We start from the raw sequence: 14,858 nt of genomic DNA on the forward strand, positions 1-14,858 counted from the left end.
CATATTACAAGTCTCATCCTGATGTTGAAGTTTCATTCCACACACTGACCCGACACGAGTTGTGGAAGCAGCTTGAAGATAACCGGATCGATATTGGAATTATGTACCTTCCAGATTCAAGTATTAAAAATTGGAAACCTTACGTTAAAAAGACGATTATTCGGGATGAATTGATCTACTTAGGGCATGACGAACAGATTGCTCATAAGACCCGAATCGATTTGAAAGACGTGGTTGATCAGCCATGGGTTGATTATCCGCAAAACTACTATTTAAGCAATATTATTAATGAACAATTCCGTAAAGCAATGTTGAATACCCCGAAGAGCGTTGCGCACTTTACCCAATCACGGGCATTGTATTACTTTGCCAAGGAAGCAAAGGTCAGCACCGTTTTGCCGGCGTCATGTGCGAATGCATATAACTATGGCATTGATCGGATGGCAAGTGCGTTCTTTAATCCGAAGATCGAATTTGAACTTTCATTTGTCTTCCGGAAGGGGAAAGAACGGATTCCGCGGATCTCAAACTTGCTTGAAGAATTTGATGAATATTTAGTCCAAAAAGACTATATTTCTCGCTTGACAGAGCTTAATAAAATGGAATAACCTTAAAGTGATTTTATTATTGAGTTAAAGGAGCATTTCGATGAAAGAATTAGTTTTTGGACACAAGAATCCAGATACAGATGCAATCGTTGCCGCAAAGGCATACTCATACTTACAAAATAAATTAGGCGCCGATACTGAAGCCGTTGCTTTAGGCGAACCAAACGAAGAAACCCAATTCGTTTTGGATTATTTCAATGAACCAGCACCACGGGTAATCAAGACTGCTTCAAACGAAGTTGACGCTGTAATGTTGATCGACCACAACGAAGCTCAACAAAGTGTTGCCGACATTAAAGACGTTCAAGTAACGCATGTTGTGGACCACCACCGGATCGCGAACTTTGAAACTTCAGCTCCATTATACTACCATGCTGAACCGCTTGGATGCAGCAGTACGATTATCTTGAAGGAATTCAAGCAACACGGCGTTGAAGTTCCTGCTAACATTGCCGGCATGATGTTATCAGCAATTATTTCAGATACATTATTATTGAAATCACCAACAACAACTGACGAAGATGTTGCTGCCGTGAAGGAATTAGCAAAGATTGCTGGCGTTGATTATGAAAAGTACGGTTTGGATATGTTAAAGGCCGGGACAAATCTTGCAAGCAAGTCAGATGAAACATTGATTTCACAAGATGCAAAGTCATTCGATATGAACGGTACTCAAGTTCGCGTTGATCAAATCAACACCGTTGATTTGGACGAAGTCTTTGATCGTGAAGACGGTTTACGTGCTGCCATTGAAAAGCAAAACAAGGAAAACGGCTATGACTTGTTCTTATTGATGGTTACAAACATCCTTAACTCAGATACACGGTTATTGGTTGTTGGTGAACCGCAATCAGTTGTTGAACAAGCATTCGGCAAGAAGCTTGAAGATAACAAGATGGACTTGCCAGGCGTTGTTTCACGGAAGAAGCAAATTGTTCCTCCGTTGGAAGCAGCATTTAACGCTTAAAATTAAATCAAATATTAAGAGGGAAAGCTATGACATTTGTCATAGCTTTCTTTTTTCTGACAACATTCATATAATTTGATGTATAGTGGAATTGAAAACAGTTTACATGAGGGTGAGTAAGATGCTTTTATTATTAATGATCATCATGATGATTTTGATGTATTGTTACCGGACGGCATTTTATGTTAAACCGGGGCATCATGAAGATCCGTATAATTTACCGCAAAACGAGCAGTATCAGCCGTACTACAATGAAATGGTTCATTTGGTTGATGCGTTGAATAACGAACCGTATGAGGCGGTTTCGATTAAGTCGTTTGATGGGTTGACGTTGCGCGGCCGGTTATATATTTATGATGAAAATGCGCCGATCGAACTGGCATTTAACGGTTATCGGACTGATGGAATCCATGATTGCGGCGGGGTATTTCAGATTTCTCGGCGGTTAGGGCATAACATGCTGGTCGTTGATCAACGAGCAACTGGGGACAGCGATGGCAACGTGATTTCATTCGGAGTCAACGAACGGTACGACGTTGTTGCGTGGGCAGAGTATATTGCGCACCGTTACCCACAGATGAAAATTATTCTGGTTGGCGGATCACTTGGCGCAGCGACCGTTTTAATGGCTTCGGAATTGAAATTACCGGTCAGCGTTGTCGGGGTGGTCGCTGACAGTGCATATACTTCACCGAAAGCCATCATTAAAAAGGTTATTCAGCGAATGAACCTTTCACCGACGATCATGTATCCGTTCGTGAAGTTGAGTGCCAAACTTTTCGGGCATTTTAACTTGGAGGCATCATCGCCAATTCAGGCGGTTCAGAAAACCAAGTTACCGATTTTGATCATTCATGGTGAAGATGACCGCTATGTCCCATGTTCAATGGCGCATCAAAACTACGTGGCATGCAAATCACCAATTAAAATGTTATTGACGATTCCGAAAGGACCGCATGATATCAGCTTACTGGTTGATTGGGATAAATACCAAGGAACGGTTGTGAAGTTCTTCAAGCGGATCGGCGTTCCGATGAAAAATGAATAACTTATTTAAGACTGCTAGATTTTCCAGCGGTCTTTTTTGATAAATTCGCATAATCGGGTTCCAAAACAAACGAGCTGAGTGGAAGTTCGAAAATCTCCGAATCTATGCTGGCGCGATTCGTTCGTTTTTCTGCTTCCACCACGCTCGTTTTTAATGTTTTGTCACACCTTCCTTTAAAATCCAAAAATTAATTTACAAAATACTTTAAAATTGATAAAATTTACTTATTTAATTTAAAGGAGTTAGTGTAAATGAAAAGGAAGTTTTTAGGATTAATAGCATTTTTAATGCTTTTCTTGTCAGGAAGTTCGGTCATGGCGGCTGGTCCGCAGCATAAAATGACGGACTTGAAGGATAAGGTCGAACGCAAAAAAACGAAGCCGGGGGACGTTGACGCCACGGTTCCAGACTGGTCGAAGTATAACCGGGCCGATGTTATCCGGATGTATGGCCAGCCGGAACGCGACGAAAAGAACGGACAAATTGTTTATAATTCATTGCTTAACCACGAATTTGCCTTAAATGAAATCCTTGCGCATGACGGGAAGATCACCACGAACGAAGGATGGGCCTTTGGTGACCAAATTGCTGACTGTTCAATGGGTGAAGACTTTGGCAATGATAAAGGTCAAGGCGCTCACGTTGAAGAATTAAGTTACGATCATGACCGGTTCAACGTTTACCTTGATACGCAAAAGGACCAAGTCTTTTACGCCACACCGGACAAAGACTTTGTAACATTCAGATAGGGGGATCACATCGTGAAAAGGATTCAAAGAATTGGATTAAGTTGTTTAACACTTCTTTTGGGAGTTGGCTTGATTTCTGGTCAAGCCAGCGCTGATCAATACCGTACATATCAGGTCGGAAAAGATTTAAATCCCGGAAAGTATACCGTCACTTCCAAGAACGGCACAGGTGATCTTTACAATTCAACTTACGACTTCGACTTTGTTCTTACAAACGGGAAACGCAAGGTCAATGGCATTCATAAGTCAGAACACTTAAATGTTCAGGCAGGACAACAGATCGTCGTGAATGACTTTGATGCCAACTTCCAACCAGACAATTCACCGAAAATTACCCAACAGGGAAAAGTTACCTACGGCGAATACCGGGTCGGCAATGATGCCGGGGCTGATATTCAGCCGGGAATGTATGTTATCAAACCTGGAAAGTGTGCTGGCGAATATGCGGTCAACAGCTCATTCATTGGTCGGGGCGCCGTGAACCTTTCAGGCTTGAAGAAGCTCCAAAGTGATGAACACCGGCAACATCGGGTCCAACTCAAAGACGGCGACCACTTGTATGTTGATCTTCAGGATGCAGCGTTGACGCGGATTGGTGACAATGACTAAGGATGACTAAGGAAAAGCATGAACGCGGAGTTTTTAAAGGCCGCTCACCGCTGTTTAAGAATTTATTTGTTTGGCTAGCAGTTGGATCTATTTTGACCGGATTGGTTGGTTCAACATGGTGTGCCCGCGATGTTTTGACCGGTGCGGGTCCTTGGATATTGATTTTTACTATGGGAACAGTATGTGTAATTTTTATTGTTCCAGAAATTTTAATGGGAATTGCGTTAAAAAATAAGAACAAATAAATTTATTGATAAGGAATAGAAAGATGAAAAGAGTAATTTATTTTACTTTAACGTATTTTATATGCTTTATATATTTGTTAATTGCTATTAATTGCTATTCGACAGCATTTAATGCTATTAAATTAGCAGTGTTATTTGAGGGGGAAGCAAAATATTTAGCTATCAAGTATGGAATAACTTCGCTTATTGCAACATGTTTAATGTCTTTCATTAAGAAAAAGCATTTTTGGGAAATTCCTTTAATAATTATACTAGCATTAATTGATATATGGGGACTATCAGGAATGACTGCAGTAATTGGTGGTGTTTTAAAATATTTTGGAATATATAATTTATTTATTCATCAAATAGTACTGGTTACAGGAATAGTATTTATTTTAAATTTTATATATGGAATACTATCAACGCGTGATTTAAATAATTCTAAACTCATGACGGCATTTGGCGGAATTTGCCTAGTACTAATATTAATTATGAATATGGCTAATGTAAGATATCGCTTTTTACGTATTATTGTAGATGTTTTGATTTTAATATGGTTTTCATATGGTGTTGCGCAAGATAGTCAAAAAACACTTAAAGATTATGAAAAGATATCTAATAATACAGAGATGTGGTTATACGCATTGGAAAATGCAGATTTTTTATGTAGTGATTTAATATTTGTATTTGGTCAATTAATGAATCTGGTGATTGATGAAAAAGAATAGGGTAATCCTTTCACTATTTAATTTGTAAGCGATAAAAATGACCCCTCGCCACCATAGCGAAGGGTTATTTTAGTGTTGATATCCTAATAAATTTAAATGTTTCCGAAATTCGTAGGCCTCCACACTGCGCGAATATGGGGTAACGATCTTTTTACCATCATCGGCGAAGAACCGGTACTTGCCTTTTCCGGGATTTTCAATGCACTTGCCAACGTAAACTTGATTTTGATACTTGAAAGTCAATGTTGGCGGATAAAAGGTGCAAACTTTGGCCGTTGAATAGCTTTGGTAAACGACCGGCCTGATTGCCAGCCGCTGTTCCCAGTAAGCAAGGTCGCCGCTGAAAGTGCGCGCCCGGTCATAATACACCACGTTGATGGCGGCTTGTGCGCCGGTGAAGACCCGGAAAACGATCAGTTCATAATTTGATTTATAGATCCCGGGAATTTCGGTAAAGTAATTCAACCGGACATTGAAGTCGATGGCATCCAGGTCAGGGACATCTTTAAGCTGTTCTTTGATTTCCTGCGGTGGCCGGACGTTAAAAACGATACACCGCCCGTGATGATCTGAAAGAAAAGTTGTTTTGTTTAAATCAATAAATGCGGTCAAGTCGACCGGAATTTCATTGATCGTCAATGTTAAAATGTCGCTGTGGATTGCTGCCATGACTGTGCCTCGAAATTATTAATTATTAAAATACAGGCAGAGAAGTTTGATGAATTTAACCTGCAAGGCGTTAAACAAAACTTCAACGCTGTAATTATTGATGTAGTGAATGAGATTGCCATCTTCATCAAAATCAAGGTTCAGGTGTGAATGATCGGCTGCGGGCTGCTGGATCAATTTGATCAGGTAAACCAGTTCTTCGCTTGAAAAGAGCTGGTTGTCGTGAATAAAAATCCCGTGGGTATTCATCGTTAAATCCTTGATCTTTAAATTGATCGCGTCCCGATAATATTCAGCATTGATCAACATCCAAATTGCGTTTTGCTGATTTGGTGAAAATGGAATTAAACCGTCTTGAATCATTTGCATACTCCTTAATTATAACGTGGAGACTTCAAAAGGGGTTCGCTGAAGCCTCTCAATCACTAAAATTGTACTGATAACGCCCAAAGAAATCAATGTTTGATTGGTATTAGCTGAACTTATCGAAAAAGATTGATAAGTAAAATTTACGTTATCTTTCAACTTATTTATAACAAGCACTTATCACTGAATGAATTCAGATAAAATGATATAATGCTTATTGAATGAAGAGGGTGAAAAACATGCGTGAATTATTACAAAAAGATTTTTGCTGGGTTGTCGGGATTTTTTGTATCGGATTAGGTTTATTTTCATGTCTTTTCCCATTTATCGGCAAAGTTCCCGGTGTTTCATTTGCCCAACACGGATTAGTCGTCGTCGGTGTGATTTTGATGCTGGCGGGAATGGTTAGATATCGAAAGAAAGATTAAATGAAGAAGGTGTGCCAAAGCATTCATTTTGGAGTTTGGGCACACCTTCATTTGTTTTTAAAGATGAAATTCGCTAACTTGATATAGTATAATGAAAACGGAATTTTTACATCGAGGAGATCAAAACAAAATTGAAGATTATTACATCAGTTAACAATTCACAAGTTAAAGCATGGTCAAAGTTGAATACGAAGAAGGGCCGTTTGAAGCAGGGTAAGTATTTGCTTGACGGCTGGCACCTTGTTAAGGAAGCGATTCGGACGCATGAACCGATCGAAACGATCATGGTTCAACCGGATTTCAAGCATTTGCAAGAAATCGAAGTTCCGGAAGGTGCGGACTTGATTCAAATTACGGATAACGTGGTCAAGCATTTAAGCGACACGAAGCATCCGCAAGGAGTTATGGCCGTGATCAGGATTCCGGAACAACAAGAAATCGAACCGGAAGACGTTACGGGCGCATGGCTTTTCATGGATAACGTCCAAGATCCCGGCAACATTGGCACGATGGTGCGGACGGCGGATGCGGCTGGCTTTAGCGGAATCGTCTTTGGTGACGGGACCGCTGACGTTTATAATCCGAAGATCGTGCGTTCAATGCAGGGCAGTCAGTTTCATTTGAAGATGGTGACGGCGCCGCTTGAACCATGGATCAAGGCTTTTAAAGCACAAAACAAACCGGTTTTCGGAACCGAATTAAATCCAGATGCGCGGCCGTATGATCAAGTCGGCAAGCATGCCGATTTTGCATTGATCATGGGGAATGAAGGGAACGGGATGAACAAGGATCTTTTGAAACAAACATCATTGAACCTTTACATTCCAATTATCGGGAAAGCCGAATCATTGAATGTCGCGGTTGCGGCCGGTGTTTTGATGTTCCAGCTTAAAGCAAATTAATCTTATTTAAGATTGTTAAGTTATTAATACAATTCGGTTATAACGTTTGCTTTTTGAAACCAAGCCCGTTAGCATATGGATTGTAAGAACTTAATGAAAAGATCGTGAGGCTCTATGAAAGAAAACGAATGGCGTAATGATGCGGAATACATGAGTTACGTTGGGAATTTATTAGTCAAGCCGGAAGTTCAAAAATTATCTGAATATGAACAGCATCATTTTTGCACGCGACTTGATCATGTGATCACGGTGTCATATGAATCATACAAGATCGCCAAAAAGATGAATCTCGATGCCCGGGCAGTTGCGCGGGCTGGATTATTGCATGACTTATTCTACTATGACTGGCGCGATACCAAGTTTAATCTTGGAACGCACGCCTGGATTCACCCACGAGTAGCCGTGCGCAATGCCGAAAAGATTACGACTTTAACTGCCAAAGAAAAAGATATTATTATCAAGCACATGTGGGGTGCAACGCTGATTCCCCCGAAGTATCCGGAAGGGTTTATTGTGACGGCCGTTGATAAGATCTCGGCCGTTGACGAATACAGCCATCACCTTGTTGACAAGGTTGAACGGATGGTGCGGTCGGCATATTAATTTACTTTGCAAAAGTAAGGTTATAGTGTACAATAATCACAGTAAAAAGTGCGCCAAAGCACTTAATTGTGGTTGGAATCCAAAAACATTCAAGAAGGTGTGACAAAACGTAAAAAACGAGCGTGGTAGAAGCAGAAAAACGAACGAATCGCGCAGCATAGATTCGGAGATTTTCGAACTTCTACGTAGCTCGTTTGTTTTGGAACCCGATTATGCAGATATAGCAAAGGGATTGCGACTTATGTCACAATCTCTTTTTGAAGGGCGGAAAGTAAATGGCAGACTGTAATGGTGAATTTAATCTATGTCCGAAATTTAGCAAGACCTTCAGCATTCTTGGCCGGAAATGGAACGGCTTAATTATCGAAGTATTGCTATGTGAAGGTCCGCAACGGTTTAAGGACATTGCAAGCAAAGTTAAAAAATGCAGCGACCGCGTTTTAGTTGAACGGTTGCGCGAACTTGAGAATGAAGGATTGATCAAGCACACGGCGACTGATTCAGCGCACAGTGTGTACGAATTAACGGACCGCGGAAGCGACTTGAAAGACGTGATGGATGCAATTCACACGTGGGCCGATAAATGGTATTCACTTGCGGATTGTCATCAAGATTAACCTTGACGAAATGCCGGTTTCACGGTAGACTGTCTAGTTAGAAAAGCGTAGACGGAAAATAGTAAGTCAATGGGTGAATTTCAGTGAGAACCAGAGAGTGTGAATGGTTTAATTCGTCCGTGACCGAATTCACTTCCTGAGTGGTTACTGGGAAATGACGAAGGTAACCCGGTGTTAGGCCGTTATCTGACTTAGTGAGTGTTGCTTGCTTATTTTAGAAAAGGAGATAAGCGGCAAAACAAGGGTGGTACCGCGAAGCCTCGTCCCTTTTTGAGGGATGAGGCTTTTCTTTTTACGCAAATTGTGGTTGAGAAAGGAATGAAACATATGAATTTACAAGATCGCCTTGAAGAATTACAAACTGAAGGGTTAGCAGCCATCAAAGCTGCCAATGATACCAAAGCGGTTAACGATATTCGGGTAAAGTATCTTGGAAAAAAGGGCCCAATTACGGAAGTTTTGCGCGGAATGCGTGATTTAGACAAGGAAGAACGACCAAAAGTCGGGGCGCTTGCAAACAAGGTACGGGATGCATTAGCGAATGCGATCGCAGCCCGGTTAAATGAACTTGAAATTGAAAAGACAGCTAAGAAGCTTGAAGCTGAAAAAATCGATGTTACTTTACCAGGAGTTCCGGTAAAGGCTGGTCAGCCGCACGTGCTTGCCCAAATTATCGATGAAATTGAAAAGTTATTCTTAGGCCTTGGATTCCAAATCATTGAAGGACCCGAAGTTGAAGAAGACCACTATAACTTTGAAATGTTGAACTTGCCGCCTGATCACCCAGCACGTGACATGCAAGATACGTTCTACATTACAAAGAAAACATTAATGCGGACTCAGACATCCCCGGTTCAAGCCCGGACATTGGAAAAGCATGACTTTTCAAAAGGACCATTAAAGATGATCTCCCCTGGGAAAGTTTATCGGCGGGATACAGATGATGCAACGCACTCGCACCAATTCCACCAAGTTGAAGGATTAGTGGTTGATAAGAACATCACGATGGCCGACTTAAAGGGAACCTTGGAATTAGTTGCGAAAACGATCTTCGGTGAAGACCGTGAGATTCGGTTGCGTCCAAGTTACTTCCCATTTACCGAACCATCTGCTGAAGTGGATGTTTCATGCTTTAAGTGCGGCGGTAAGGGATGTGCCGTATGCAAGAACAGTGGCTGGATCGAAGTTTTAGGTGCCGGCATGGTTCACCCGAACGTCTTGAAGATGGCTGGCGTGGATCCGGAAGTTTATGGCGGATTTGCCTTTGGCTTAGGTCCAGATCGGTTTGCAATGTTGAAGTACGGCGTTGATGACATTCGGGAATTCTACTTGAATGACATGCGCTTCTTAAATCAATTCTCACAGAAAGGTTAGGAGGGTGTTAATCAATGAAAGTTTCAACCAAATGGCTTAATGAATACGTTAAAGTTGATGATTTAAAACCAGAAGAACTCGGCGAAAAGATTGAACGCACAGCCGTTGAAGTTGATGGCGTTTCCCGGCGGGCAGACGGTCAAAAGAAGATCGTTGTCGGTCATATCTTAGAATGTGTTCCGCATCCGAATTCAGACCACCTGCACATCTGCCAGGTTGATGTTGGCGATGAAGAACCATATCAAATTGTCTGCGGGGCACCAAATGTTGCTGCTGGTCAAAATGTAATCGTTGCATTACCAAACTCATGGATCGCCGGCCACATCAAGATCAAGAAAAGCAAGATGCGCGGCGAACTTTCAATGGGAATGATCTGCGGTTTGCAAGAAATTGGTTTCCCGGATGCAGTTGTTCCCAAGGAATTTGCTGATGGCATTTACGTTTTGCCGGAAGATGCTGTTCCGGGTGAACCAGTTTGGGATTACCTTGGAATGGATGAAAGCATCATTGATGTTGACATCACGCCGAACCGCGGTGACATGTTGAGCATGCGCGGAGTTGCTCATGAAGTAGCAGCAATCTATGATCGTCAAGTTTCTCTTCCGCACCCAACGGTTAAGGAAGACGCTTCTTCAAAGATCGAAGACCTATTAGGCCTTGAAGATGCTGATCAAGAATTAGTTGCCCCGTATAAATTACGGATGGTTAAGAATGTGACGATCAAACCAAGTCCGATGTGGATGCAAAAACGGTTATGGAATGCCGGCATTCGGCCAATCAATAACGTTGTTGACGTTACAAACTACATTTTGATGGATTATGGCCAACCATTGCATGCCTTTGATTATGACAAGTTCGATTCAAAGAAATTGACGGTGCGCTTAGCCAACGAAGGTGAAAAATTAACGACCCTTGATGGTGAAGACCGCGAATTAAAGGCAACGGACTTAGTAATTGCTGACGGCGACCGCGCAATTGCCCTTGCGGGGGTAATGGGCGGCGAAGATACCGAAGTTTCTGATGGTACCCAGACCGTTGTTTTGGAAGCCGCAATCTTCAATTCATCAAAGATTCGGAAGACAGCCCGGCGCGAAAACTTGCACTCAGAAGCATCTCAACGGTTTGAACGGGGAATCAACGTTGCAACGGTTCAGGAAGCATTAGATGCTGCTGCCCAAATGATCGCTGAATTTGGCGATGGCCAAGTTGTCAGCGGAACATTGGAAATCAATCACGTTGATCCTGAAAACGTGGACGTTGAAATCATGCCTGAACGAATCAACAAAGTTTTAGGAACGGCCTTAACGGATGAAGCCATTGTGGGCATCTTTGAACAACTTGGATTTGGCGTTGCGAAGGATGAAACCGGTACATTAACGGTGAGCGTTCCACCACGCCGCTGGGATATTGCGATCCAAGCAGACTTAATTGAAGAAGTTGCTCGGATCTACGGTTATGACAATATTCCAACAACGTTACCAACCATGCCGTTAACGGAAGGCCACTATACAAAGGCCCAAAAGATTATCCGGGACGCGCGCGCAATTCTTGAAAGTGCAGGATTAAGTCAAGCAATTTCATACGGATTAACAACGGAATTAAAGGCCAAACGCTTTATGCTCGATGAAGCTGAAATGACTCAACTTGACTTCCCGATGAGTTCAGACCACACAACTTTACGGATGAACTTGATCAGCGGGTTGTTAGATGACGTGGCATATAACCAAGCCCGGAAAGTCAATGACGTTGCTTTGTATGAACAAGGGCGCGTCTTCTTACGCGAAAAAGATGCTGAACGGCCAAATGATATCGAACACATTGCCGGTGCATTAACTGGATTATTCCATGAAGCAACGTGGCACGATGCCAAGAAGCCGGTTGATTTCTACTTAACAAAGGGAATCGTTGAATATTTGATGAATTCTCTTGGGATTACAGATGGAATTCGGTATGAAGCAACTGCTGAATATGAAGAAATGCATCCAGGCCGGACAGCGAAGATCTATGTCAATGATGAATTGGTCGGTTTGATTGGGGAAGTTCACCCAAGTCTTGCTAAAGAATTGAAGATCAAGCCAACTTATGTCTTTGAATTAGACTTGCAAAAACTGATCGACTTACCAAAGAATGCTGAAACATACGTCCCAGTTTCGAAGTATCCGGAAGTCACCCGCGATATTGCATTGCTTGTTCCAAACGAAATTACGAATGATCAAATCGTTGAATCGATCAAGCAAAATGGCGGCCGCTTCTTAGCTGATATTAAGCTCTTTGACCTTTATCAAGGTGAAAAGATCGATGACGGATTCAAGTCGCTTGCTTATACCCTTGTATACCGCAACAGTGAAGGAACATTGAGCGATGATGAAATTAACCAAGCATTTGATAAGGTTGTTAAGAAACTTCAAGAAGAACTTGAAGTCACCGTTCGGTAATTGATTAAGCATAAGACTTTAGCTTGATTCAAGCAAAATCTTGAGGAGGAATATTTTGACTCAAAATAATCAACAACATCAACCAGAATCAAATTCGAAGGCGGAAAAGAAGCAACCATCAACGACGCCATCACGCGTTGAAACGGCAAAGACGAAGTCAACTTCTCACGTTGCCAAGGAAGCTCCAAGTTCAGCGAAACGAATCATTCACTGGACGGTCGGCGTGCTGGTCGTTGTAATTCTCTTTTTCTGTTTCTTAGGTTACCGGTATGTTCAACGTTCGCTTAAACCGCTTGACCCAACTTCAAACGAATCAATTAAAGTTAAGGTTCCGATTGGAAGTACGGACAAGCAGATTGGTGACATTTTGCAAAAACGGGGTGTTATTCGCAGCGGGTTTGTCTTTAATTACTATGTTAAATCAAAGCAACTGGCAGCATTTAAAGCCGGTTACTATGATTTTAAGCCGTCAATGACTTTGGCCCAGATCGCAACTGAATTGCAAAAGGGCGGTTCAAGTACCCCAATCGGTTCAGGTAAAGTCCTGGTGCGCGAAGGGGTTACGGCTGATCAAATCGGTGACGTGATTCAAAAGAATACGAAGTTCAAAAAACAAGACTTTTTGAATTTACTTAATGATCAGCAATTCTTAAATGAATTAAAGAAGAAGTATCCTGACCTGCTTTCATCAGCGGTTGGTGCCAAGGATGTCAAGTACCAACTTGAAGGTTACTTATATCCGGCAACGTACTCGGTTTCAAAGAATGAAACTTTGAAGCAGTTGGTTGAACAAATGGTTGCCAAGGAAAACCAAGAAATGCAACCATATTACCAAAAGATTGAGGATGATCACATGTCAGTTCAACAAGCTTTGACATTGGCTTCCCTTGTTGAAGGTGAAGGAACAAATCAGGAAAGCTTGGAAATGATTGCTGGGGTATTTGAAAACCGGCTGCAAAAGAATATGAAATTGCAAACTGATGTGTCCGTGTCATATGCATTAGGCAAGCATCAACAAAACATTTCATATAATGATTTGAAGGTTAATTCACCATATAACCTGTATCAAAATAACGGCTTAGGACCAGGACCAGTCAATAATCCGCCAATCAATGCGGTCAAGGCGGTTCTTTATCCAAAAGACCGGGATAAGGGATACTTGTACTTTGTTGCCAATATGAAGACGGGTAAGATCTATTACACGAAGTCATATCAACAACATCAAGAAAATGTAAGTAAAGTTCAAAAAGCAAACGGATACGAAAAATAGGAAGTCGAGGAATTGGGAATGACAAACAACGAAAAGAAACATCGTCCGGTAATTATTGGCGTTACAGGGGGTTCAGGAAGCGGCAAGACAACCGTTTCAAATGCGATCCTTGAACAACTTCATGGCCACTCACTTGCAATGATCCAAGAAGATGCATACTACAAGAGTCAGGACGACGTTCCATTTGACGAACGGACGAAGGTCAACTACGACCACCCGAATTCATTGGATACGGACCTTTTGGTTGAACAACTGCATGACCTGCTTGAATGGAAAGCAATTGATATTCCGGTTTATGATTATGCAAGTCACAACCGAAGCAAGGAAGTTATCCACCAAGAACCAAAAGAAGTTATTTTGGTTGAAGGAATCTTGGTATTAAACGATCCCCGGCTTCGTGATTTAATGGATATTAAGATCTTCGTTGATACCGATGATGATATTCGAATCATTCGGCGGATCCAACGGGATATTGAAGAACGGGGACGTTCACTACAATCTGTAATTGACCAGTATTTAGCAACAGTTAAACCAATGTATCACCAATTTATCGAACCAACGAAACGGTATGCTGACATTATCGTTCCTGAAGGTGGCCAAAACCAGGTCGCAATTGATTTGTTGGTAACAAAGATTCGTGATATTATTCAAAAGAACAATTTAAGTGCTGAATAAGAGGAGGATTTTAAATGGCTGAAGAAAAAACATTTCCAATGACATTGGAAGGTAAGAAAAAACTTGAAGAAGAACTTGAAGATTTAAAGACCAATAAACGGGCAGAAGTTATCAAGCGGATCAAGATTGCCCGTTCATTCGGTGACTTATCTGAAAACTCAGAATATGAATCAGCGAAGGATGAACAATCATTTGTTGAAGGTCGAATCAAGGAAATTGACAACATGTTGAACCATGCTGAAATTATCGACAACGAAAATGTTGATGCTGATGAAGTTTCAGTTGGAAAATCAGTTACATTCCAAGAAGAAGACGATGATCCCGAAACATACCAAATCGTTGGGGCTGCAGAAGCTGATCCATTAAACGGTAAGATTTCAAACGAATCACCAATTGCGAAGGGCTTAGTTGGCCACAAGAAGGGTGAAAAGGTAACCGTTACAACTCCTGGTGGTGAAATGACGGTTACAATTATTGATGTGCAATAAGGAAGGTGTGACAAAACGTTAAAAACGAGCGTGGTGGAAGCAGAAAAGCGAACGAATCGCGAAGCATAGATTCGGAGTTTTTCGAATTAGCTTCG

Annotated in this window: 17 protein-coding genes, 1 pseudogene and 1 other annotated feature; of the genes and pseudogenes, 16 read left to right on the forward strand and 2 right to left on the reverse strand. The window is 41.7% G+C overall.

The annotated features are described in order from the left end of the window. Positions 1 to 14: 14 nt before the first annotated feature. The 7 genes and pseudogenes from A3O17_RS07960 to A3O17_RS03355 form a co-directional block, all read left to right on the forward strand. Positions 15 to 608, forward strand: a pseudogene (locus A3O17_RS07960) (LysR family transcriptional regulator substrate-binding protein); the annotation flags it as partial. Positions 609 to 648: 40 nt separating this feature from the next. Continuing rightward, positions 649 to 1,575, forward strand: a complete 927-nt coding sequence (locus A3O17_RS03330; protein WP_064212927.1) for a manganese-dependent inorganic pyrophosphatase — start codon at positions 649 to 651, stop codon at positions 1,573 to 1,575. Positions 1,576 to 1,696: 121 nt separating this feature from the next. Beyond that, positions 1,697 to 2,623, forward strand: coding sequence for an alpha/beta hydrolase (locus tag A3O17_RS03335; protein WP_081255635.1), 927 nt, complete (start codon positions 1,697 to 1,699; stop codon positions 2,621 to 2,623). Between the two features lie 251 nt (positions 2,624 to 2,874). Beyond that, positions 2,875 to 3,372 (forward strand): DUF4947 domain-containing protein, encoded by a 498-nt coding sequence (locus A3O17_RS03340; protein ID WP_064207810.1) that lies wholly within the window; start codon positions 2,875 to 2,877, stop codon positions 3,370 to 3,372. Positions 3,373 to 3,384: 12 nt separating this feature from the next. Next, positions 3,385 to 3,981, forward strand: coding sequence for a hypothetical protein (locus A3O17_RS03345; RefSeq protein ID WP_064212928.1), 597 nt, complete (start codon positions 3,385 to 3,387; stop codon positions 3,979 to 3,981). A gap of 2 nt (positions 3,982 to 3,983) precedes the next feature. Then, positions 3,984 to 4,226, forward strand: coding sequence for a hypothetical protein (locus A3O17_RS03350; protein ID WP_064207808.1), 243 nt, complete (start codon positions 3,984 to 3,986; stop codon positions 4,224 to 4,226). A gap of 23 nt (positions 4,227 to 4,249) precedes the next feature. After that, the gene (locus A3O17_RS03355; protein WP_064207807.1) at positions 4,250 to 4,936 is read left to right on the forward strand and encodes a hypothetical protein; all 687 of its coding nucleotides are present in this window, start codon (positions 4,250 to 4,252) and stop codon (positions 4,934 to 4,936) included. Positions 4,937 to 5,005: 69 nt separating this feature from the next. Here A3O17_RS03355 and A3O17_RS03360 read toward each other — a convergent pair whose 3' ends face one another. Further along, a complete protein-coding gene (locus tag A3O17_RS03360) occupies positions 5,006 to 5,605 on the reverse strand; it encodes a hypothetical protein (RefSeq protein WP_064207806.1) in 600 nt (199 codons plus the stop codon). A gap of 18 nt (positions 5,606 to 5,623) precedes the next feature. Next, a complete protein-coding gene (locus A3O17_RS03365; RefSeq protein ID WP_064207805.1) occupies positions 5,624 to 5,968 on the reverse strand; it encodes a hypothetical protein in 345 nt (114 codons plus the stop codon). Positions 5,969 to 6,210: 242 nt separating this feature from the next. On the opposite strand from A3O17_RS03365, the gene A3O17_RS03370 reads away from it, so the two are divergent. From A3O17_RS03370 to greA, 9 genes are all read left to right on the forward strand, one after another. Further along, positions 6,211 to 6,399, forward strand: coding sequence for a hypothetical protein (locus tag A3O17_RS03370; protein WP_064207804.1), 189 nt, complete (start codon positions 6,211 to 6,213; stop codon positions 6,397 to 6,399). Positions 6,400 to 6,530: 131 nt separating this feature from the next. Continuing rightward, positions 6,531 to 7,301: a TrmH family RNA methyltransferase gene (locus A3O17_RS03375; protein ID WP_064207803.1), complete on the forward strand. Its 771-nt coding sequence runs from the start codon at positions 6,531 to 6,533 to the stop codon at positions 7,299 to 7,301. Positions 7,302 to 7,415: 114 nt separating this feature from the next. Further along, positions 7,416 to 7,904 (forward strand): HD domain-containing protein, encoded by a 489-nt coding sequence (locus tag A3O17_RS03380; RefSeq protein WP_057827356.1) that lies wholly within the window; start codon positions 7,416 to 7,418, stop codon positions 7,902 to 7,904. A gap of 275 nt (positions 7,905 to 8,179) precedes the next feature. After that, positions 8,180 to 8,521, forward strand: coding sequence for a winged helix-turn-helix transcriptional regulator (locus tag A3O17_RS03385; RefSeq protein ID WP_057827357.1), 342 nt, complete (start codon positions 8,180 to 8,182; stop codon positions 8,519 to 8,521). Positions 8,522 to 8,560: 39 nt separating this feature from the next. Continuing rightward, positions 8,561 to 8,792: a binding site (T-box leader), on the forward strand. Positions 8,793 to 8,848: 56 nt separating this feature from the next. Further along, positions 8,849 to 9,895: a phenylalanine--tRNA ligase subunit alpha gene (gene pheS, locus A3O17_RS03390; protein ID WP_064207802.1), complete on the forward strand. Its 1,047-nt coding sequence runs from the start codon at positions 8,849 to 8,851 to the stop codon at positions 9,893 to 9,895. 14 nt (positions 9,896 to 9,909) lie between these two features. Further along, positions 9,910 to 12,330 carry a phenylalanine--tRNA ligase subunit beta gene (pheT, locus tag A3O17_RS03395; RefSeq protein ID WP_064212929.1) on the forward strand — a complete coding sequence of 807 codons (2,421 nt, stop codon included), beginning with the start codon at positions 9,910 to 9,912 and terminating at the stop codon, positions 12,328 to 12,330. A gap of 202 nt (positions 12,331 to 12,532) precedes the next feature. Continuing rightward, positions 12,533 to 13,600: an endolytic transglycosylase MltG gene (gene mltG / locus A3O17_RS03400; RefSeq protein ID WP_064213000.1), complete on the forward strand. Its 1,068-nt coding sequence runs from the start codon at positions 12,533 to 12,535 to the stop codon at positions 13,598 to 13,600. 18 nt (positions 13,601 to 13,618) lie between these two features. Further along, on the forward strand, positions 13,619 to 14,275 hold the full coding sequence (gene udk / locus A3O17_RS03405; RefSeq protein WP_064207800.1) for a uridine kinase: 657 nt from the start codon (positions 13,619 to 13,621) through the stop codon (positions 14,273 to 14,275). Positions 14,276 to 14,289: 14 nt separating this feature from the next. Further along, entirely contained in the window at positions 14,290 to 14,763 is a 474-nt protein-coding gene (gene greA / locus A3O17_RS03410) for a transcription elongation factor GreA (RefSeq protein ID WP_064207799.1), read from the forward strand. Positions 14,764 to 14,858 lie beyond the last annotated feature (95 nt).

Source organism: Ligilactobacillus aviarius (genome assembly GCF_001654615.1).
Lineage (GTDB): Bacteria > Bacillota > Bacilli > Lactobacillales > Lactobacillaceae > Ligilactobacillus > Ligilactobacillus aviarius_B.